This window comes from Syntrophotaleaceae bacterium, from assembly GCA_041390365.1.
Taxonomy (GTDB): domain Bacteria; phylum Desulfobacterota; class Desulfuromonadia; order Desulfuromonadales; family Syntrophotaleaceae; genus JAWKQB01.
The window spans coordinates 28881-50212 of sequence record JAWKQB010000004.1 but is presented as its reverse complement, the minus strand read 5'-3'; the positions used below and the strand labels follow the sequence as shown (position 1 = coordinate 50212).

21 protein-coding genes are annotated in these 21332 nt (G+C 60.5%); all 21 read right to left on the bottom strand.

The features are described 5' to 3' along the window. Position 1: 1 nt before the first annotated feature. The 21 genes from R2940_17775 to R2940_17675 all read right to left on the bottom strand — a co-directional run bounded on the left by R2940_17775 (position 2) and on the right by R2940_17675 (position 21331). Positions 2-943, bottom strand: coding sequence for a lysophospholipid acyltransferase family protein (locus tag R2940_17775; protein ID MEZ4601642.1), 942 nt, complete (start codon positions 941-943; stop codon positions 2-4). 10 nt (positions 944-953) lie between these two features. Further along, on the bottom strand, positions 954-2120 hold the full coding sequence (locus tag R2940_17770; GenBank protein ID MEZ4601641.1) for a DUF2062 domain-containing protein: 1167 nt from the start codon (positions 2118-2120) through the stop codon (positions 954-956). Then, a complete protein-coding gene (locus R2940_17765; protein ID MEZ4601640.1) occupies positions 2113-3576 on the bottom strand; it encodes a radical SAM protein in 1464 nt (487 codons plus the stop codon). The genes R2940_17770 and R2940_17765 overlap by 8 nt, the downstream gene beginning before the upstream one ends. A gap of 64 nt (positions 3577-3640) precedes the next feature. Further along, entirely contained in the window at positions 3641-4996 is a 1356-nt protein-coding gene (locus R2940_17760) for a lipid biosynthesis B12-binding/radical SAM protein (GenBank protein MEZ4601639.1), read from the bottom strand. Next, the gene (locus tag R2940_17755) at positions 4993-6264 is read right to left on the bottom strand and encodes a radical SAM protein (GenBank protein MEZ4601638.1); all 1272 of its coding nucleotides are present in this window, start codon (positions 6262-6264) and stop codon (positions 4993-4995) included. The genes R2940_17760 and R2940_17755 overlap by 4 nt, the downstream gene beginning before the upstream one ends. 93 nt (positions 6265-6357) lie before the next feature. Next, positions 6358-7068, bottom strand: a complete 711-nt coding sequence (locus R2940_17750; GenBank protein ID MEZ4601637.1) for a beta-ketoacyl synthase N-terminal-like domain-containing protein — start codon at positions 7066-7068, stop codon at positions 6358-6360. Further along, positions 7065-8198, bottom strand: a complete 1134-nt coding sequence (locus R2940_17745) for a beta-ketoacyl-[acyl-carrier-protein] synthase family protein (protein ID MEZ4601636.1) — start codon at positions 8196-8198, stop codon at positions 7065-7067. The genes R2940_17750 and R2940_17745 overlap by 4 nt, the downstream gene beginning before the upstream one ends. Then, positions 8195-8656 (bottom strand): acyl-CoA thioesterase, encoded by a 462-nt coding sequence (locus R2940_17740; GenBank protein MEZ4601635.1) that lies wholly within the window; start codon positions 8654-8656, stop codon positions 8195-8197. Before R2940_17740 ends, R2940_17745 begins: the two co-directional genes overlap by 4 nt. Next, positions 8653-9039 carry a hypothetical protein gene (locus R2940_17735; GenBank protein MEZ4601634.1) on the bottom strand — a complete coding sequence of 129 codons (387 nt, stop codon included), beginning with the start codon at positions 9037-9039 and terminating at the stop codon, positions 8653-8655. The genes R2940_17740 and R2940_17735 overlap by 4 nt, the downstream gene beginning before the upstream one ends. Further along, positions 9036-9722, bottom strand: a complete 687-nt coding sequence (locus R2940_17730) for a DUF3261 domain-containing protein (protein MEZ4601633.1) — start codon at positions 9720-9722, stop codon at positions 9036-9038. The genes R2940_17735 and R2940_17730 overlap by 4 nt, the downstream gene beginning before the upstream one ends. Before the next feature lie 103 nt (positions 9723-9825). Beyond that, positions 9826-12252 carry an MMPL family transporter gene (locus R2940_17725; protein MEZ4601632.1) on the bottom strand — a complete coding sequence of 809 codons (2427 nt, stop codon included), beginning with the start codon at positions 12250-12252 and terminating at the stop codon, positions 9826-9828. Between the two features lie 43 nt (positions 12253-12295). Then, a complete protein-coding gene (locus R2940_17720) occupies positions 12296-12907 on the bottom strand; it encodes an outer membrane lipoprotein carrier protein LolA (GenBank protein ID MEZ4601631.1) in 612 nt (203 codons plus the stop codon). Then, entirely contained in the window at positions 12904-13353 is a 450-nt protein-coding gene (locus R2940_17715; protein MEZ4601630.1) for a hypothetical protein, read from the bottom strand. The genes R2940_17720 and R2940_17715 overlap by 4 nt, the downstream gene beginning before the upstream one ends. Beyond that, positions 13346-14986, bottom strand: a complete 1641-nt coding sequence (locus R2940_17710; protein ID MEZ4601629.1) for an aromatic amino acid ammonia-lyase — start codon at positions 14984-14986, stop codon at positions 13346-13348. The genes R2940_17715 and R2940_17710 overlap by 8 nt, the downstream gene beginning before the upstream one ends. Beyond that, entirely contained in the window at positions 14979-15176 is a 198-nt protein-coding gene (locus R2940_17705) for a hypothetical protein (protein ID MEZ4601628.1), read from the bottom strand. Before R2940_17705 ends, R2940_17710 begins: the two co-directional genes overlap by 8 nt. Further along, entirely contained in the window at positions 15128-16327 is a 1200-nt protein-coding gene (locus R2940_17700) for an AMP-binding protein (protein ID MEZ4601627.1), read from the bottom strand. The genes R2940_17705 and R2940_17700 overlap by 49 nt, the downstream gene beginning before the upstream one ends. After that, positions 16324-17121, bottom strand: coding sequence for a lysophospholipid acyltransferase family protein (locus R2940_17695; protein MEZ4601626.1), 798 nt, complete (start codon positions 17119-17121; stop codon positions 16324-16326). Before R2940_17695 ends, R2940_17700 begins: the two co-directional genes overlap by 4 nt. A gap of 2 nt (positions 17122-17123) precedes the next feature. Beyond that, positions 17124-17390, bottom strand: a complete 267-nt coding sequence (locus R2940_17690) for an acyl carrier protein (GenBank protein ID MEZ4601625.1) — start codon at positions 17388-17390, stop codon at positions 17124-17126. Then, positions 17383-18618, bottom strand: a complete 1236-nt coding sequence (locus tag R2940_17685; GenBank protein ID MEZ4601624.1) for a beta-ketoacyl synthase N-terminal-like domain-containing protein — start codon at positions 18616-18618, stop codon at positions 17383-17385. The genes R2940_17690 and R2940_17685 overlap by 8 nt, the downstream gene beginning before the upstream one ends. Then, positions 18609-20096 carry an FAD-dependent oxidoreductase gene (locus R2940_17680; protein MEZ4601623.1) on the bottom strand — a complete coding sequence of 496 codons (1488 nt, stop codon included), beginning with the start codon at positions 20094-20096 and terminating at the stop codon, positions 18609-18611. Before R2940_17680 ends, R2940_17685 begins: the two co-directional genes overlap by 10 nt. Continuing rightward, positions 20093-21331, bottom strand: coding sequence for a beta-ketoacyl-[acyl-carrier-protein] synthase family protein (locus R2940_17675; protein MEZ4601622.1), 1239 nt, complete (start codon positions 21329-21331; stop codon positions 20093-20095). Before R2940_17675 ends, R2940_17680 begins: the two co-directional genes overlap by 4 nt. Position 21332 lies beyond the last annotated feature (1 nt).

The following is a 21332-nucleotide window of genomic DNA, read 5'->3' as shown; positions in this document are numbered from 1 at the left end:
ATCACTCCTTATGGTCTTGGGGGTCGGGCGCGGATTCCGCGAATTCCGAATCCCACATGTCGTAGAAATTGAAAAACTGATAGGGGTAACGCTGCGTATATTCTTCCAAGGTCTCGGCAAACTGCCGGACATAAGGAACAAAGGCTTCGCTGCCGCGACGCAGCCCGGAGGGCACCCGAATCACTCGCGCCAGGCGCAGTTCGTAGCTGTCGACACCGGTTTTGGCCGAAAGCAGCACTCCGACCGGTGCGCCGGTGGCAGAGGCCAGCTTGTAGGCGCTGAATGGAAACGGGACCGGGTCACCAAGAAAATCGACGGCCACGGCGTTTCTGTCGCTACCCAGCATCCGGTCACTCATGACCGAGAGGATCTCTCCGTTCTTGAGCACCTCTATCATCTCCAGGGCCCCGCCCAGGTAGCCGCTCGGGTCGATGATGCGAAACGGGCAATCCCGGCCGCCATGCTCGAAATAGTGCCGGTCGATGTCGCCCGCTTCCCGCTGCAGGAGAAGACTGACCGGCTGGTTGAGAAAATCGAGGGCGGCCATCGCCGTCTGCCAGGAACCGACATGAGCAGTGATCAGGATCAGCCCTTTGCCCTCAGCGAGCAACGCCAGCAATTCCTCCTTCCCCTCCAGATCCACGCGCGTCGAGGAGGAACCAAGGATGCCGACCACCGCCCGGTCGATCAGGGACTTTCCCAGAGCCAGGCTCATGCGGTAGCTGTGCAGCCAAAGCCGCAGGCCCCTCGCGCCAGGGAAACGGCGACGCAGATAGAATTCGCTTTTGCGGCGCTGGTCGGGGCGGAACAGCATGTAGTAAAAGATCACCACGGCGAGCATGGCGTAAGCTGCCCGCCGTCCGCACAGACGGATCAATCCATAGAAGAAACGGTGCTGCCAGGCGGCGCCGATGCTGCGGCTGGTCCAGCTCTTCTTATCCACCGATCTCTCTTTATTCGGTGATGACATCTTCACTCTTTACAATCCATGCCATGACGTAAATCACGGCGGCCACCGCCAGGGCCAGGACCGGACCGATGACCAGCGACCCCAGCAGCCACTCCCACAGACGCTGCGCCCCCTGGTAGCCGAGCGTTTCCAGAGACACCTCGGTGAGAAACTTGCCGTGGCGCATATAATAACCAGCTTCGATGCACAGTGCCGGCACGATGGGCGGCATGCAGAGCTGACTGGTGCTGACCGCCGCCACCTTGTTGAGCCGCAGAAAACCGGCGGCGAACAGAATGGCGATGGTATGACAGGCGATCAGCGGGGCCGCGCCCAGCATCACCCCCAGGGCCCCGGCAGCCGCCAGCTGGCCCGGGGTGGTATTCTCCGTCAGCAAGGTGCGCAGCGACTGCATGGGCCGCAGCACGCTGGGCTTGTTACCGCTCTCCCCGGCCGGGACAATCTTGCGGTGGGGCCAGGGAGCCACCGAGCGCAGGGTCAGACGGGTGTTGAGCAGGGTCAGGCGGAAGTTGTCCATGAACCCGCGGAAATGGGAAACCCGCTCTTCACGGGGGGGATAATGCACGGAAATCGGCGCCTCCAGCAGCGGCACCCCGGCCCAGGCAGCCTTGACCAGCACCTCGATCTCGAAGGAGTAACGAACCTCCCCGAGCTTGAGGCCCTCCAGCACCCGCAGAGGATAGATGCGAAAGCCGCTCTGGGTGTCGCCCAGTGACCTTCCGGTCTGCAGTCGCAGCCAGAAATTGGAAAATTTGCGGCCGAAACGGCTGCCTCCCGGAACATTCTCGGTATTGAAGTCGCGTTTGCCGACCACAACCGCCAGGGAATTTTCCCGGGCAACTGCCAGCAGTTTGGGAAGATCGGCGGGATCGTGCTGGTCGTCGGCATCGATGGTGGCTATATGGGTCATCCCCTGCCGCCGCGCCTCCCGGGCCGCGGTCATGATCGCCGCGCCCTTGCCGCGATTGATCTCATGGCGCAGCACTGCCACCGGCAATCCGGCCAAGGTATCTGCCCCGCCGTCCACGCTGCCGTCGTCGACCACCACCACCCGATCATGGATCGCCAGAGTCTTTTCCACCACAGAGCGCACCGTGGCGCCGTGGTTGTAGAGAGGGATCACCACCAGCAGGCGCACCGTTTCAGGCATCGGCCGCCCCCTTTCCGGCAATGCGCCGGTTGCTGCGGGCAAACCGCAGGAAATCCCCCAGGTTGAGGGCGAAGCGCTTCCAGCTGTCGGGCGAGCGCCAGAGCATGGCGACATAACCAGCCAGCACCCGGGGGCGCTGGAAATGGCGTTTGTAAAATTCGATGAACAGCTTTTCCAGCCGTTCACGGCTCATGCCGTGCGGGATGAACCTGAAATGCATGCAGTCCATCTGCTCCCAGTCCTCGTCGAAACAGCCCATCTCATGTATCCGTTCGTAGAGGGGCGAACCGGGAAAGGGCGTGAATTTCGCCAGGTTGAAATCGTCGATGGGCAGGGAATAGACGTACTCCATGCTGCGGCGGATGCTCGATTCCGATTCGCCGGGCAGGCCCATCATCAGCAGCCCCTTGACCCGGATGCGGGCCTTCTTCACCAGGCGTATGGTGTCGGCCAGCATTTCCAGATCGGCATTCTGCCGATGCCGGGCGAGCAGTTCGGGATCGCCGGTTTCGATGCCGAGACTCACCATCCAGCAACCGGCCGCCTTCATCTGCCGCAGCAGGTCGAAATCGACATGCTCGGCCCGTACCGCACAGTTGAAGGTCATGCCGAGGGGGCGGTCGATCATCATACGGCAAAAGTCCTCGACTCGCCGGCGGTTGAAGGTGAACTGATCGTCGTAGAAATTGACGTGACGGATGCCGAAACGCTCCCGCAGATAGGCGAGGTGGGCGTAGAGGTAGTCCGCCGAATTGAAGCGAAAAGAGCGGCGGAACACCGAACGGTCGCAATAGGTGCAGGCATAGGGACAACCGCGACTGGAGATGCAGCTGGTGTTCGGCGTGCGCGGGTAGTTGAAAATCGGCAGCTGATAGGCGGCCGGATAGCCCGCCAGTTTTTCATAGGCGGGAAAGGGCAGGTCATCCAGCTCAATCCACTTTCCGCGGAAGCCGCCGAATATCGCCTCCCCTCCCCGGCGGCAGACAACGCCGGGAATGGCCTCGGCACCCTGGCCCTCGGCTTCAATCAGGTCCGCCAGCGTCTGTTCGCCCTCTCCGACCACCAGGTAGTCGACGTCGGGATAGTCGCGCAGCAGCCGCTCCCGCAGGGCCGACACATGAGGACCGCCGAACACGGTGCGAACTCCCGGCAACTCCCGGCGGGCCATGGCCGCCAGTCTCACCCCGTCAAGAAAGCTGGAGGTGGTGCAGCTGAAACCGATGAAGCCGGGACGCTTTTCGCGCAGAGTGTCGCGAATGACACGCTCGTCGTCGGGATGGGCAAAGCAGTCGACGATATGGGACCGAATCCCCCGCTGTTCCAGATAGGCGGCGATGCCGGCCAGCCCCAACGGCGGCATCAGATTGGCCAGCCGCGAAATATCGCGGCCGGCACGCTCCGGCCGATAGCCGAGGGGATGGATCAGGAGGATGGTGTCTTGGTTGAGATGGGTCATCTTGTTTTTGTTTCACGGGACCATAGGTCCTATGGGTCCCATATGACTTATTTAAAAACGATTTTCAACTCGGCTTTTTTCCGAAAGAAATCAACTTGTCCCAAAGAATGCCGTTAAACCCGAATTTGCGCATCACCGCCAGCCGGGCCTGCCCTTCGGACGGGGGGAATATCCTGTTCCGTCGACCTTTGAAGGATTTTTCAATGGCGGCGTTCATCGCCTCCGGATCGATCCGGGGGGAGTAGTAGTAAGCGGGCATCAGCAACGATTGATCAGCCGTAACAATCCCTTCTGTCACCGCCTGTTGCTGCAGCGGCGCCCCCGGCAGGATGCGAATTCCGGAAAAGGCGAATACAACCGACGGTCCGAGTCGAGCGATATTGCCGAGACCCTCCTCCACCGTTTCGGGCGTTTCCCCGGGCCCTCCAAAAATGATGAAGTGGGCGCAGGGAAGCTCCTCGGCCAGGCAGGCCTCATTCACCCTCAGAACATCGGCAAAGGAGAATCCCTTGTCCATGCCTGCCAGGGTGGCATCGCTGGCCGCGTCGGTGCCCAGTTCCAGTGCATAGAGACCGGCCCGCTTCAACACCTCCAGTTCCTTGCGTCCCAAATCCTGCGGGCGAAAAAAAGCGCTCCAGGGAATAATCACTCCGCGCTGCAGAATCTCCTCGGCCAGCTCCAGGTAATACCCGCCGGGATCGTTGAACACCGAGTCGGTGAAAAAGACGCTGGCCTCCGGGTTCTCCCGGCGAATCCGTTCCAGGTCATCCGCCACCATCTTGACCGGGCGCGGCCGAAAGTTCCTGCCTTCCAGTTGCGGATAGGTGCAATAGCTGCAGCGGTAGGGACAGCCGCGCTTGGTCTGCAGGTTGATGATGCCGCTTTTCCCCAGGTAAAAATCGACGAGTTCCGGCTGAAACAGCGGGGTCGCCATCTCCGATCCCTGCAAGGGTTCTCCGGCCGGGATCAGGGCTGGAAGCTCCCTGCCCGCCGCCAGATCGTCCAGCAACCGGCAGAGGGCCTGCTCCCCCTCACCGATGATGCCGTAGTCGGCGCCGAGATAAGCCAGAATCTCCTCAGGCATGATGGAAAAAGCCGGACCACCCACAACCAGAGGTGCTGTGGTGGTTTTCCGGATTCCCTGCACCAGCTCCCGGGCCTGAGCCAGGTACCAGGCATTTTCCGCGCAGAAGGAGTCGACGTTGTCGATGTTGCGCAGGGACATGCCGACCAGATCGGGTGCGAATGTCTCCATTTCCCGGCAGAGTCCCTCTTCATTCTCGCCGGCCGCCAGAAAATCGTACTGCCGCACCTCATGACCCCGCTCGGCGAGGGCGCCGGCCAGGAGCGCCATGCCCAGGGGATAGACCGGGTAGGGTTCTATGGTGGTGTTGGCGGAGAAGAGGAAGACCCGGCTCATGAGCTGAGAAACTCCTGTTGTTTTTTGAAATTGCGCCGCTTTTTCGGATCGTAGCGACGGTATGTTCCGTCGTCCATCTCCCGGCGCATGACCTGCTTGAAAAGCTCTCCCATCTTCAACTGATGACCTGAATCGGCGTAGAAGGTGTCCCAGGCATAATAATAAAGTTCCTGCAGCTTTTCCGGGGTCATCTGCTTCGGCTGAAAAACCACCTTGTCGGCCGTGTAGCGGCTCCAGTCGTTGCTTAGGATGCGTCCCTCCAGCTCCATCTGGCGCCTGATCGGGGAATGCATGAAGGGGGTGAGGATGGTGAACTCCGCCACGTCGAGTTCAACCTCCAGCAGAAAGTCGACCAGACGCTTGATATAATCTTCGTCCTGCTCGTCGGTCCCCAGGATAATGGTTCCCTCCACGCCGATGCCATGATCTTTGAGACGGCGAATACGGTTGCGAATGAAGTCCGAGGTATCGAACACCGCCTGGTAGACATACCAGGCACCGGCGTCGGCGGCCAGTTTGAGAATCTCGTCGTCATCCAGTATCGGATGACTGACCCATTTCTTCTTCAAAGGCGCCATGGCGGTGAAGAGATCCTTGAGCCACTGCTTGTCCTGGGCCAAAGAATTGTCGACGATGAACAGACGATTGTTGCGGATCGACTCCATCTCCTCGATGACCCTGTCGATAGGGCGGGGACGGAATTTTTTGCCGCCGAGAAATCCGGTGCAGCAGGGGAAACAGTCGAACTTGCAGCCGCGGGAGGCATGCACCAGATCCAGCATCTGCACCCCGCGATAGTTGTACAGTTCGCGATTGAGAATTTCCCGGCGGGCCGTACCGATCAGGGCCGTATCGGGGGGATCCTGCATGTAGTCGTAGACTTTCTTCAGCCGGCCCTTTTTGAAATCGTCGACCACCTGTCCGAAACGCCCTTCGGTTTCGCCGAGGAAAACGGAATCGGCATGGTTTGCCACTTCTTCGGCATGCAACATGGTGGAAATGCCGCCGAAAATAACCGGTACGCCGCGCCGGCGAAACTCTCCGGCGATCTCGAAGGCCCGCGGCAGCTGGGCGGTCAGCATGGTGGAGATCCCAACAAGGTCGACCGGCTTTTCAAAATCGACCGTCTCGAGGTTCTCGTCGGTGAATTCGAGTTCGACCTCGGACGGCACCGTAGCGGCAAAGACCGCAGGCCCGTGCGGCGGCAGGTGAAACTCGGTCTGCCGGTCGAGTTTGGGCCAGCGGGGGTAGATCAATTTCATTTTCATGGGCAAAAACTCCCGTTGTTTGCTTAATCGTCTTTGAATCCTGACGGTATGGGACCTATGGGACGCATGAGCCAAAGGGGACCCACCTGCTTTTCAGCATCCTGCCAGACAACCCTCGACCAGACTTATCCAACTCTTGACAGCAAACCCGTTGACCGAAACAACCCCGGAGTTATCCATGGTGATTTCGGCATAAACCCGGGTCGAATCGGGTCTGCTTGCGGTGAGTACCAAAAACACCGTACCCGGTGGCGGCCCCTGTGTTGGTGCCATCCCTGCCATCGGCGCCAGGTCGCAGATGCCGGCGAGCATGGTCGGAGACTCGCCCCAGGCGAGGCTTTCCAGGGCCATCCGCAGCGGGGAAAAACCGGCGTGATCGGAATCGTTGACGACCAGACTGCTGCCGGTCAGGCCGAATCGGATCGCCGCCTCGCCAAGGAACGTGTTCGACAGGGTGTAGGCAAACAGGTTGGGACTGGCCATCGCCCCCTTCTCGGGAAGAACCGTGTCGAAATAGGCGATGTCGGTTGCCAGACATCCATAGGTCGTACCAGCCATGACCCCGATGTTCCTTTTCTGTTCCCACTGATCCAGCCCGGCATCGTCCAGAGCCAGAGCGATGCCGGCGAGACCGAGACGGGAAAACCCATCCAGACGCCCGAACCGGGGAAAAGCCTCGGCGAACACATCCTTGCGGGTGAAAACCGGCAGATCGCCAGGAAGCATGGCGAAAGGATCCTTCCGTCTTCCCCTGCCGATGCCGGCGGCGGTAATCCATCCGATGCCGATGACTGAAGCCCTCATCCTGCCACCTCCCGTCCAAGCAGCACAGCGCTGTTGATGCCGCCGAATCCCGAGTTGGTACTGAGCAGTACCTGCCCCCTGAAAGGACGGATCCTGGTATCGACGAGGCCAAGGGCGGCGGGTTCCGGTTCATTCAGGCCAACGGTAGGTGGTAACAGTCCGGTGTCCAGGGAACGGATGCCGAGGGCGATTTCGATGCCGCCCGCGGCACCGAGGGTGTGACCGATCGCCCCTTTGACCGAATGCAGCGGCGGAATCTCCTCGCCAAACAGGGCACGGAATGCGGTCAGTTCCATCAGGTCGTTATAGACGGTTCCGGTGCCGTGGGCGCTGATGCCGTCCACCGCTTCACAAGATATGCCGGCGGTTTGCAGAGCCTGGCGCACGGCGAGAATCAGGCCGCTGCCGTCTCTTGCCGGGGCCGTAATGTGATGGGCGTCGTTGGCGGCGCCCCAGCCGAGAATCCGGGCCAGTACGGGACGTTCTTCCTCTTCGGCCCGTTCACGGCTCATCAGCAGCAACGCTGCCGCTCCCTCGCCCAGGGTCAATCCCGCCCGGTTCCGATCGAAGGGGCGGCTGCCCTCCGGATCGAGCGCCATGAGCGCGGAAAACCCGGACAATACGAATTCGGTGACCAGATCGCAGCAGACGACCAGCACCGCCTCCGCCCGGCCATGGGCGATGGCGGCAGCTCCCCTCCCTACGGCGATGGTGGAGGAGGCGCAGGCAGCGTTGATGTTGCAAAAGGGCTTCTCCAGGCCGAAACGATCGCCGAGATCGTCCAGCAGGGTTTTCGGAAAGACTTCCCCGACCGCTAGCGGCCTGCCGTTGCGTTGCTGATCGAAAAGATCGACGGCCCCCTTGGTCGTGGCCAACAGCAGGCGGCTGTCAGCGGGAACGGAATCGACTTGGGCAAGCAACCGGTCAAGCAGGGAGGGCAACCGCGAACCGCAGCGAGAAAGCGGCAGACCCGGTACGCAGGCGGCCATCGAACTGGTATACGCGCCGGTGTCGAAGCGTTCCACGGGAGCGAAAGCGCTCTCCCCGCGAAGCAGTCTTTCCCATGTCGTGTCCAGTGTATCGCCCAAACCGGTCACGGCGGCGGCAGCCGTGATGACGACGTCCTTCACCTCAGACTCCCTTCCCGCCAGCGCCGAAGAAAATCGAAGTAAAATTCGGGCTGTGCCAGCAATACGTTGTGTTCGCTGTCCATCATCATCTGCACGGTATATCCTGAGGAGGTTATTTCCCCCGCCTCATTGCGCAAAATAAATTCGAAGTTGAGTCGGGCGGCCTCGCTGAAATGGAGAATTCCCTCTATATAAAACCGCTGACCGAACATCAGGGGTCGAAAATAGTCCACATGCATCTTCCGGATCGGGGCCAACACCTGTTCCCGGTAAAAATCGAGGTAACCGATGCCGTACTTCTCTCCAAGCGCGACCCGGGCATCCTCGAAAAAACTCGGGTATCGCCCATGCCAGACGATGCCGAGGGGGTCGACCTCCTCGAATCGCACCACCCGTTCGACGCTGACGCGCAGGGGGTCCGGCTGGCCGGGTTGCATGGGAAAATAGGGTTTGTTCATGCCGGGGACCTCTCGGAAGAAAATTTTAGGGTAAAGGTAGCCGCCAAACCCTGCTCACAGGTCAAACGGGCCTCCACACGGCATTCATCCTCCCCCGGTTGAAAACGGCACTGCACTTTGATGTCCTGTTCGGGGCGGAGTTGCAGAAAAAACTTGGCGTTTTTCACCTCACGCAAGCGCATCCCGGTTGCCATTAAATGTTCTGGCAGGTGCTGTGCCGCCATCACCTGAACAATTGCGGGCACGATTGAAAACCCGGGGAAATGGCCTGCAAATCCGAGAAAATCGGAGGGGAAGCGGAAAGTGCGGCTGATCCCGCCCTCCTGGTCTATCTCGGCGTCAGTCACTGCCGCCCGGCCGATTGCTCTTTTCAGCCTGCTCATAAACGGTTACCCCCGTGTTCTATGCTGTCGATCCGCAAATCGAGCCTGTAGCCGGCTCGCCGGTCCTCCAGTACGATTTCCCTGGGATAAGGCTGTTCCGCAAGGAGGCAATAATCGAGATAGACCACCTTCCAGTCGTCCTTCGGGCCCCGCAGGGTTTGTTCAATCAACCGCACCGGGTCGCTGCCGAACAGAAACGCAACCTGGTCGGCATTGCGCTCGCCGCTGAGACGATAGCCGCCGTCCTCCCTTGTTTCCAGAACGTCGGTTTCCTGGATTGGAACGGGCGACAGAAAGATTCGACGAAGTGAAACCGCAACCGCCTCACCAAAACGGGGATAGCGGGCCAGCTGGGGCAGCAGGTAATGTTCCACGACCCCGCTTTGGGTCACTTCCAGATCGAACAGCTTGACACCCATCTGATTGACCGCCACCAGCCGCGTTTTCTTAGAGCGGGTATCGAGCTCCATCATGCCGATCATCGGCACTTCCCGGCCTCGAAAGCTGAACCGGGCCGTCTGCCGCAGGCGCATGACCGCGGGCCGTTCTGTCCAGACCGCCGAAGCCAGATCCTCTGTGGCAAGTCCCGCAGGGGCTGGCTCAATGACCGGGATCGGCACCCGGGCAGGCGCAGCGCAGGCCGCCAGGAGCAGGAGAAGCATGATCGGCAGCAGTTTTTTCATAACGGCCGAAAACCTTTTAAACCAGAATTAGGACGCGGATAAAATCTGATGCTCGCATACGCGGATAAACCAAAACCAAGGCGTCTTGTTGGGGTTTTCGGCCTTATCCGCGTTCATCCGCGTTCATCCGCGTCCGATTATTGCCTTTATAAGTTTTTCTCAACGCCCCATGCTTTCCAACCTGATACAACGCCGGAATCACCCACAGCGCTGCCGGAATTGCGCTGCCGATGCCCAGCAGCACGGTGACGCCGATGGAATGCAGGGCCGGATGGCGGGCCAGCACGAGAGCTCCAAAACCGGCCAGTGTGGTGAGACCGGAGACCAGCACTGCCTGTCCGGTGGCCCGGTCCATCCCCTCTTTCTGGCGGTGGACCATGAAAATGCCGTAATCGACGCCGAGACCGATCACGAGTATGGCGGCAATGATGTTGAACAGGTTGAAGCTCAGTCCCAACATTCCCATGATCCCGAACATCATCACCAGACCGGTCGCCACCGGCACCAGTGCCGCTAGGATTTCCCACGGCTTGCGGAACAGAATGGCCAGCAGCCCCAGCACAACCAGTCCTGCCGCGAGGATGAAGCGGATAAAATCCTTTTCGATGGCCACACTGAGTTCCTGTCGAAACCGGCCCTGAGCCACCAGGCGGACATCCTCCAGGCCGGCCAGGGCCGTCTCTGCCCTGGACAGCATCTCGGGATTTTCCGGTATCAGGTTAAGCACACCGATCCGGCCATCCTCCAGAGTCGTCACCAGCGTATCGACCACTTCACCAAGGCCAACCTCCCGCAAGCCGGCCGGCGTAATCGGAAGAACCGGCTTTTCAAGGGACTCCCGGAAGGGGGCGAAGGCGTCGCCGCTGAAACGGAGAGCCTTCGCCTCGTCTTCAAGAGCAGCCAGGACGCGCCGACCCGCGGGGCCCTGCCAGAATTCCAGCCAGCGCCTCCGATTTTCCGCCTGCTCCCCGGTCGATGGCAGCAGCGGGGAGAGGCTGACCAAAGATTCGATCCCTCCGCTCTTTTCGAAGCGTTGCAGCACCTGGCCGTTGGTCGCCAGGGCCTGATCGAGGGTGTCTCCCACAGCCCAGACCATGGCCTGGCTCCGCACCTGTCCCCAAATCTGCCTCACCTGCGCTTCGTCGGCGGCCAGCTCGTCCGGCACCAGATTCATTCGACGCAGGTCGCCGTCGATGGTCACCCTGGTCGCCTGCCAGCCGCAAATGGCCAGGAGCAGCAGCCAGATGGCGACGATCAGGCGGCCGCCGCGCGGGGTCGGCGGCGTAGAAAGCTGTTCAGAATCATGTCCTGTCGTGAGCAGGTGGGGCAGCACCACCAGGGCCAGCAGCAGGGCCGCAAGGAGGCCGGTGATGGAAAAAACCGCCAGCTGCCGCTGTCCGGGAAGATCTGAGGAAAGGAGCACGGCAAAAGCGGCCACCGTGGTCATGCAGCCGAAAACAACGGGACGGCTGACGGACCCGACGATGTCTGCCGCCTCTCCTCCTCCGCGACGCAGGGCAAAATAGACATGCAGGCCGAAGTCGACGGCAATGCCGAGCAGCACAGCGCCAAAACCGATGGTCATCGCGGAAACCTCACGGAAGACCAGGCCGACGGCTACAGCCGCCAGGCAAACCACCGAAACCGGCGCAAGAAAAACGAAAACCGCCCGTGGACTGCGCAAAAACAGCACAAATAGCAGGATCAGGCCCACGGTGGAGCAAGTCAGAATGCGCCACAGGTCCTTCTGAATGGCCCGGGCATTGGCGGCGGTGTAGCGATGGCCGCTGACCAGGGTGGCCTTGATGCCTCCCGGCAGAGACTCCGTCGCCTTATAAAAAGCGGCGAGCAACCGTTCCGCGCCGGCGGAATCGGTCATGGCGACCGGTGTTTCCGCCACCAGCAGGGTACTGCGCCCGTCCGGACTGAGAAAATGCCCCTGCGCCAGCCGTGCACCGGGCACCAGGTTGAGATGCCGCAGCTTTTCGAGGGCCAGGCGATGAAGACTCAGCGGGTCCTGCCGGATCAGCCCCTTGAGAGCCCAACCTTCCGGGCAGAGCAGAGCGCGGTAACTCTCCCCCAATCGTCTGCGCACTCCCTCGTTATCCAGTTCCTTTCGCAGGTCGGCCAGATCCTTTGCGGTAGCCACATTTGGCAAGGCCGCCAGAATCCAGGGCACCATCCGCCCCATCAGCCGCTCTTCGGGGCCGCTGACCACCAACGGATACAGTTCCGGATCGAGGCTTGCGGCCAGGCGGTCGGCCGCCTCCGCCAGGGCATCGGGATCGACTCCCTCCGGTCCTGTCAGGGTGATTACAACCTTGCGGGTAAAGGGCGCCTGCTGCAGCAGCCGGAAATCCTCTGCAATGTCGCCGCTCTCGGGCAGCATCGCCGCGATGTTTTCCTGCAGGTGCAGGGTGCGGAATCCGAGCAGGCTGGCGAGGATGACCGCCATCGTACCTGTCACCAGCCAAACCCTGCGAGGTGCGAGCCGGCGATGAAGGGCGGCAACGAGATCGGTCAGGTTCATGGGTTACCGGACTCCTCCCTCTCCCTTGAGGGTGAAAAACCTTTCAAAACAGATCCTTTGCCAGCGGCCCGTTGACCAGGGTGTGGTGAAAAGTGATGCGGGTATAATCGCCGCCCTTTTCATGCACCTCCACCTGCCGCACGTGACGTCCGTCATCGGCGAAAGTGATCGACAAGTGGTCGAGAAAACCGGCGGCCTCCCCTTTGGGGACAAGCCTCAGACGAACCGGTTGCCCGCCGCTCAGGCTGATGCGGTAATCGCGGCGCAAGGTTTCGAAGTCGGCCCGCGTCCAGGCCAGCAGCTGATCAGCGACGATTTTCATGACCGGTTCGCGGGAGATGTCGAATCGTTCGCCGCGGCCGGCCGAATCCTGCCAACGCCGCCCCTTGCCGCCGTCGAGTACAAACCCCGACACCATCGGTTCAGTCATTTCCCACCGCAACCGGTCCGGCTTCTGGTAGTAGAATCGCCCCTTTGCAGGGAGAACGTCCTGAAAAACAGAAAGGTACTTTTCCTGGCTAAAATCGCTGGCCAGCGTTTCGACGCCTCCCGCCAGCTCGGTCAGCCGGTCCAGGACATTTTCCAGGGAGCCGGCAAAAGCGGCGGCGGGCAGCCAGAGCCCGATCAGCAGACAGCAGATGCTGTTTTTCTTCACCTTTCGCCTCCCTCGGCCGGCACAATAAACAGCTTGATATTGCCCTCGGCGAGAATTTCATCGTTCCGCCGGACGCTTCCTTCGACAATGGCGAAACCTTCCAGACGGGTGGTCACCCGCACACGGATCTCAAGCCGGTCTCCCAGGCGCGGCCTGGCATAAAAGGACACTCCCCGAACCCCGACCAGAAAACCCTGTCGGGGCGGCAGTCCGGAAAAACTGTCGGCGTACCCCTGAACGGCCGCATAGGACTGGGCCATCAATTCCAGCAGGCCTACCTCGGCCAGGGAATCGTCCGGCTCCAGAAGCGGGTTGCCCGGCTCCACCTCCGCGACGACAGTGCCGGCACCGTCCTCATAGCTCTCCAACGCCTTGATCAACTGCATCGGCCGGCGATGGGGAATCAGTTTTTCGGCGGCCAGCGGCAGACCGGCGGAATCATGCATGGCCTTCCTCCTGGTAGACCTTCAGGTCATCGAACAACTGACTGGAAAAAAGCAGTTTCCGGAACCGGACCAGGTCCTCATGAAAAACCCGGCTGTTGTCATAGGGTACGAATTCCCGGGACAGAATCTGATGAACCCGCCGGGTGCCCCCGCCGAGGCCCTCGGCATTGCGGAAAGACAGGGCCTGGAGGTCTGCCAATACCTCGAGGGTCAATATATGTTTGGCGTTGCTGACACTCTTGAAGGCCTTGCGGGCGGCCACGGTGCCCATGCTGACCACGTCCTGGTTCGAGACGTTGCAGGAGATCGAGTGGGTGCTGACCGGCGCGGCCAGTTGTCGATTTTCGGCGGTGGTCGAAGTGGCCAGATACTGGGCTCCCATGAACCCCATGGTCAGTCCGGGAGTGCCGGGAATGAGGAATTCGGGCAGCCCTTCGTTGAGGCTTCGGTCGAGAAATTTGTTGATGCGCCGCTCCGAGAGGGTGGAGAGGGTAGCGATGGCGATACAAAGCGCATCCATCACGAAACCGATGCTCTGGCCGTGGAAGTTGCCGCCGTGGATGATCTTTTTCTTTTCAGGGATGACGATCGGGTTGTCGTTGGAGGAATTGGCTTCGGTCTCCACCGTGCGAACGGCAAGCTCGATCGCCTCCGCCACCGGCGCCAGAACCTGCGCAGTGCAGCGCACCGAATAGACGTCCTGCACGTTGATGCTGGTTTCATAGACCGGGCCGTCCTGCTGCTGGCTGCGAATCCGGTCGTGCATGTCTGCGCGCAGGGTGATGTTTTTCGATCCCTGATAGAGGCTGCGAATGGTTTCAGCCACCTGGAGCTGTCCAGGATGAGGTTTGACCCGATGCAGGTCCTCATCGAAAGCATCGTCGATGCCGCCAAAAATTTCGAGAGCGAAGGCACCGGTGACGCAGGACAGGCGAAGCAGTTTTTTTGCGCCGAACAGAGCAAACGCAGCCAGTGCGGTCATCGCGCTGGTGCCGTTCATCAATGCAATCCCCTCCTTGAAGGAGAGCTGCATCGGCGTCATGCCGACCTCAGCGAACACTTCCGCCGCGGGACGCAGGACACCCTGATAATAGACCCGGCCCTCGCCGATGATCGCCAGGGCCATGTGAGCCAGGTGAATAAGATCGCCGGAGGCGCCGACGCTGCCGCATTCGGGAATGTAGGGGGCAATGCCGTGGTTGATCATGTCACGCATGAATTCGAGAAGTTCGATGCGCACCCCGCTGTAGCCCTTCACCAGGGTATTCAGTCGGACCGCCAGGATGCCCACGGCAATATAGGGCTTCAGCGGATCTCCGAGCCCCGCGGCATGGCTGCGGATGAGATTGACCTGCAGGGCTTCGATCTCCCGGTCCTCGATGATCTTGTTGCACATGGGACCGAAGGAGGTATTGACCCCGTAGATAATGCGCCGGGCGGCGACTTCCTGCTCAAGAAACCGGCGGCTGGCACGGCAGCGTTCGAGAGCGGCGGGGTCCAGACAGACCTCCCTGTCCCCCACGCCGATGGCAACGATATCCTCGATCCGAAGATCACATCCGTTCAGCGCGATCGCAGGACGCCGGCAGGCGACCGCCGGAGTTTTTGTCAGTGTTGTTTCAGCCTCAAACATGGTTTCTTAGTTCCTCCGTTGCCATGCCCCGAAAATCGAAAAAAGTTATCGGTTTGCGCTTGTCCGGTGCCGTTGTTTTGCGCCGCACCTCTTCGGGGGAAACCAGCATCACTTCGGGTTTGACCCGGATGCGGGCGGCAATCAGCTCGGCCAGAAACTCCGCCCGGGCGGCGGGATCGGCGCAGCCCACAACGATCCGCAGGCGGTCTCCCAGGTCAAATTCATCGAAAACTTCCAGGTAGTACCCACGGACCCAGTTGATTTCTTCCAGAACCTGGAAAATGGCCTGGGGAAAACTGTCGTCCCTCGATACTTGAGCATCTGCGCTCTGCGTCCGATAATCGGACCCAGTCGCCAGGAATTGCGTCCGCAGGAGCACGGTTCCCTGTACAGAGCGGCGATATCCCCCGTTCGAAACCGCAGCAGCGGCATCCCCGTAACCTGCAGCGGCGTGGCCACCACCTCCCCAGGTATTCCGGGCGGCAGGGGACGACCCTCTTCATCGATGATTTCCACGACCATCAATTCAGGTTGCAAATGGCCCCCCCGTCCAAAAGAGCAATCGGTAAAGGCGGTGGCCATTTCGGTGCTGGCGTAGGTTCCGAAAACCTCCGCTCCCCACAGGGCCTGCAGGCGCTTGCCGCTGACCGAGAGAGACAAGTCAGCCAGGCGCAGCGGTTCACCGATGCAGATCAGTCGCCGAATCCCCAGGCTAACTGGATCAAGGCCTTCGTCCTGGAGACTTTCGGCCAGGCGCAGAAGCAGGGTCGGAACCCCGACGATAGCTGTCGGATGGTGAGCGTTCAAAAGCTCCATCAGGGCCGGTACGCTGCTCGACCCGCCGCGAATCGCCTGGGCCCCAATTCGGACAAGGCCCAGAAAATAGGCCAGGCCAGCCATGAAACACCGATCCATGGCGGCGGCAATCAATACCCGGTCGGCAGCGGTAATACCGATGCAGCGGAAGGACAGTTCCTCGTTGAAAGCCAATCGTTCCAGGTCCAGGGCGGTTTGTGCCAGTGCAACGGGGCGTCCGGTTGTACCTGAGGTCAGGCAGAGATCGACGATCTCCCTCCGGTCGACACACAGAAATTCCTCATTGCAGCTGGCCAGGTCCGCCTTGTCGGTCAAGGGCAACAATCCGATATCTTCGAGGGTCCGAATCCCGGCCGGATTTACGCCCGTCTCTGCAAAACGTTTTCGATAAAATGGAGAATGCGCTGAGAGATAGGCGATATGATTGCGCAAAAGTTCGTTCTGGGTGGCGTTAATTTCGTGAATACTGGAAAAAGCCAGGTTGCTGTGCCGAAATGCAGCCGCGTTCTTCTGCAAAAGGCTCATTTCCCCTCCATTTCCTCGATGCTTCGCGCCATCCGTTTCTTTACCTCGCGCACCAGGTCACGATGACCGTCGTCTCCGGGAAAATCCGCCGGATCGATCGCCTCCAATGCTCGCAGCGTGACCTTCGCCGGCGCCAGCCAGAGTCGGCCGGGCGGCAGCAGGCGGTCGGTACCTGTCAGGCAGAGAGGAACCAGCGGAGCCCCGGTTTCCGCCGCCAGGCGAAAGGCTCCCCGGTAGAAACGCTGCAAACGGCCGTCCCGGCTGCGATGACCTTCGGGGAAGAACAGCAGATGTCCGCCCGCGGCCAGGACCTTGGCGCTTTTTTCCCGGGTCTCGTCCCAACTGTCGGATTCGACGTCGAGATATCCGGCCAGCCGCATGAAACGGCCGTACCAGAACATGCGGAACGGCCAGGACCGGACAGCGAAGGTCACGTCAAAAACTGGCAGCAGCGCCATGCAGTAGGTGTCGAAGAATGAGAGGTGATTGACCACCAGTATGCTGCCCCGGGGCAGTCGAAGGTTTTCCAGCCCTTGCCGTTTGAAGCGGACGAAGGGAGAAACGATCACGACCCATCCCCGGCCGTAAAGCCAGATGAAATGGCGCATGATGCGGCCTCCGTCCCAGCCGGTGAACAGTTTCCAGGCGGCAAAAGCCGCCGGGAAGAGAGCGATGCCCAGCAGGGTCCAGAGGATCAGGAGCGGATAGATCACCGATGTCGTGATCAGGGCCAGCAGCCGATCGCGAAAATTGAATAGAGAATTGACCTGCAAAGCCGATATTTCGATGGGCATGGTCAGGCCGTCTCTTTCTCCAGCGATCGCTTTTTGGAGATCACGAAACGATGAATGTCGCTGAGGGTACGGATTTCCCGGATACTGTCTTCTTCGCGGATCTTGAACTTGAATGCCCCTTCCAGCACCACAACCATGTCCACGGCATCGAGGCTGTCCAGCCCCAGATCGGTATAGAGGTTGGCTTCCGGATTCATATCCTCCGGATCGAGTTCGAATTCCTCGGCCAGAGAAGAATCGATAAGGTCTATGATTTCCTGATCAGTCATGCGGATATCTCCTTACCACAATCGAAGAGTTGACGCCCCCAAGGGCGAAATTGTTTTTGACGAAGATGTCGATGGATGCCTTTTGGATCGAATCCGGATGTTGAATCCTGCCACAAGCGGGGTCAACGTTTTCCAGGTTCAGGGTCGGTACGAGGAATTCGTTTCTCATCAGTTCCAGGGCTGCGATCGTCTCCAGGGCTCCGCTGGCAGCCATGGCATGCCCCAGATGCCCCTTGTAGCTGCTCACCGGCACCCGTGCTCCGAACAGTCCGGCAATCGCCTCGCTCTCGGCGATATCGCCCTGCAGGGTGGCAGTGGCGTGCGCGTTGACATAATCCACGCGATCCGCGGTCAATCCGGCATCTTCGAGCGCCAGCCGCATGCAGTGTTCCATCATCGCCGCATTGGGATTCGCGATATTGCTGGGATCGGAAAGGGTGGCAAACCCCGATACTTCACCGAGAATTTCCGCTCCCCGGGCCAGGGCCGAATCGAGGGACTCCAACAGGACCACTCCCGCGCCTTCGGCGCAGACCATGCCGTCGCGGTCCCGATCAAAGGGACGGGGAGTGCGCGAGGGCTCCTGATTGAATGCGAAGGAGGCCGCGTTCATGATATCGAAGGTGGCTGCAGTCAAAGGATGGAACTCATCGGCTCCGCCGCAGAGCATCATCCGCTGCCGGCCGCAAGCCACCATTTCATACCCATAGCCGATGGCCTGGCAGCCGGTGGAACAGGCCGAGGCCGGAGCCAGCAATCGGCCGGTGATTTCCAGGGCCTGGGCCACATTTGCGGCGACGGAATGATTCATGATCTGAAAAAAGAGCGTCGAGCGCATCCGCTCCAGACTGTAGTCGGTAAAAAAGTCGCGGAAAAAGTCTTCGCTCGCCTGGGTGCTGCCGACTGTCGATCCGAGAGCGAGGCCGAGTCTGCCGTCGCTGGCTTCTTCGGCCGTCAATCCTGCCTGCGCCAGAGCTTCCTGGCAGGCGAAAGTGGCAAAGATCGACATGGAGGACATGGATCGACGGTACTTGCGTGGAATCTCCTTGGGATCGATGCCCGTGACCGGGGCGGCCACACGCGGGCGCAGGCCTCCGATCCTTTCCAACCCGGCCACGTTTCGGACAGCGCTCCGGCCGGCCAGAAGACCTTCCACCAGGGCGGCAGTATTCCCCCCAAAAGGCGAAACGGCCCCCAGGCCCGTGATAACCACTCTTTTCAGCGACATGCCAGAACCTCTCTGCGCAGATGATCGTGCCCGAACAGATGCCCGCAGGCGAGAAAGGCCGAAATTATGGCCCCGAGAATGCCCGGTGCAGCGACGGCCTGTCCGGCAAGATACACCCCCGGGATGCGAACAGCCGGTTGGGGGTTGTATTGACCGACCTTGTGCTTGACGCCGTAAAGGCCCCCTGTCGGGCTTCCGGTGTAATTTTGCAGGGTCAGGGGGCTTGCCATCTCCAGCAAACGGACCCCATTGGCCAACTCGGGCACCTGTTGCCGAATCCTTTCGAAGAGCCTTTCGCCTATCCGGCTCTTTCTGTCTGCATATCCGGCTTCCCGCTGCCGGGAGCAGCCCTGGCCCTTCCAGCCGATATCATCCCATTGGACCGGACAGATAGCCACCCACCCGGAAGTCGCTGCATTTTCGCGACAAGCGGCGCCACCGGACAGGAAAAAAGGACGTTCGGCCTTGTCTCCATACCAGGGATCGCCGTCCCCACCCGATTTTCCGACAATCAGATTCCTTCTGGTAAGAATCTGCGGCGACTCTGGCCCCGTTCCATAAAGGACAAAAGCGGTGGCGGACTCTTCGAGATTTTCTATGCGTTTTTTGAACGCCGGTCGTAATGTACCTGGCGGAGCCATCTCAAGAAAGAGACTCGGATGGGTGGTCACCAGACATTCCCGGCCGTAAATCCGCTCGCCATCGTCCAGCTCGACACCCTGCAGCCCACCGGACGAATCCAAATTCAGGCGTTTGACTCCCCTTCCGGTAATCGGGGTGATGCCCTCGACGTTCAACTGGTCTTCGAAGGCCTCGGCCAACGCCCTGCCGCCGCCTACCAGGCCGTAAGCCGAATGATAATAGAGACCTGCCACGCTGGCATGGATGGCGAAAGAAACTTCCCGGGCCGGCACTCCATGCAAAAGAGTGTGCAGCGACAGCAGATTTTTCAGAGCCAGATTCCCGGTACATTGTTCCAGCACTTCGGCCAAAGAGGGCCCCTGAACAACTCCTGCCGCATCCCATTGATCCGCAGGAATATCGGGATCGAGATAGGGCAGCCGACGGCGGACCTCCTCCAGCTTCCTGAGGTAATCCCGAACGGCATACCGCTCAGCTGGAAAGGCTTCCTGCAGGGCCGTCTGCAGCAGTGGCAATCCTGCGGGAAAAGGGAAGTCCCGGCCTTGCTCCGTATCCCGGAAGACGTCGAACCCCTCCGGATTGAACGGATATTTCTCAACCCGGCCGGCCAGGCCCAGATAGCGGAAAAACAGGTCGAGCACTTCGCCGTCGGCCAGCCCTCCGGCGTAGTGAAAAGCACTGTCGAAGTAGATGCCTTCGCGGATAAACCCGCGAATCAGGGGCGCGAGTCGACGCTCCTTTTCAACCAGGGCGACCTTGCGCCCGTGACGGGCCAATATCAGGGCGGCGGTAAGGCCGGAAACGCCTCCGCCCACCACCACCGAATCGAAAGTCATGCAAACCTCAACACCAGACAGGAGTTGGTGCCGCCGAAACCGGCCGAATTGCACAGCACATGCTCTGGAGCGCGGTTCACGGTTTCCGTCGCGATACGCAGCTTTCGGGTCGATTCATCGGGGTTCTCGAAGTTGATGTTCGGTGCGATGAACCCGCCTTGCGCCATCAGAGCGGAATATACGACCTGGGCGGCACCGGACATCCAGAGTTCATGCCCGGTCATCGACTTGGTCGAGGAAACCAGCGGGCTGGATCCGCCGAATAGGGCTGAAATATTTTCCGCTTCGGCGGCATCTCCGGCCGGCGTTGAGGTGGCGTGGGCCGAGATATAATCGATATCCGCTGGCTTCAGTCCGGCGGCCTCAATTGCTTTGCCCATGGCACGCTGCAAACCGTCCCCTCCCGGGACGGAAAGATGTTCGCCATCGGATGAAAAACCGTAGCCGAGGACTTCCCCCAGAATGTCGGCGCCCCGGGCCCGCGCCAGGTCGTAACGTTCCAGCACGATGGCGGCCGCCCCCCCGCTCGGCACCAATCCGTCGCGGTTTGCATCGAAGGGCCGGCTGGCGACCCGGGGTTCCTCGACCCGAAGGGAAAAGGCGCCCAGACCGTCAAAGCTGCACATCGATTCCCAGTTGATTTCCTGGGCGCCGCCGCAGATGACCCTTTCCTGCCGACCGAAAGCGATGAGATCGGCCGCCTGCCCAACCGCATGTCCGCCGCTGGAACAGGCCGAGCTGATCGTCCAGCAGGCACCCCGGGTCTGCAGCAGGGTATTGAGATTCATGGTGATGCAGCTGGTCATGGAACGGAACACCGCCCCACTGCCGATCAACTTGGTTTCTCCTTTCTCCCGCAGGGCTTCCACCTGCTCGATGGCCGCGATACAGCTGGAGTCGCAGCCGAAGATCAACCCCGTTTCCGGATTTTGGATCTCCACATCGCTCAGATTGGCCATGCGCAGGGCGTCGCATGTTGCGGAATAGGCCTGAATGGCGAAATCCGGCATGGTTTTGCGCTGCTTGCGGCTCAGAAGGGCTGAAGGGTCAAAATCCCGCACCGATCCGGTAAGCGGACTGCGAAATCCGATCCGGCGCCGTTCCTCGTCGACCACGATTCCCGAACGCCCCTCCCGCAGGGCGGAAGTGACGGTTTTCGTATCACTGCCTAGGCAGGAGACGATGCCCAATCCCGTTATGGCAACCCGATGCATGGCAAAGACCCCTTCAATCATG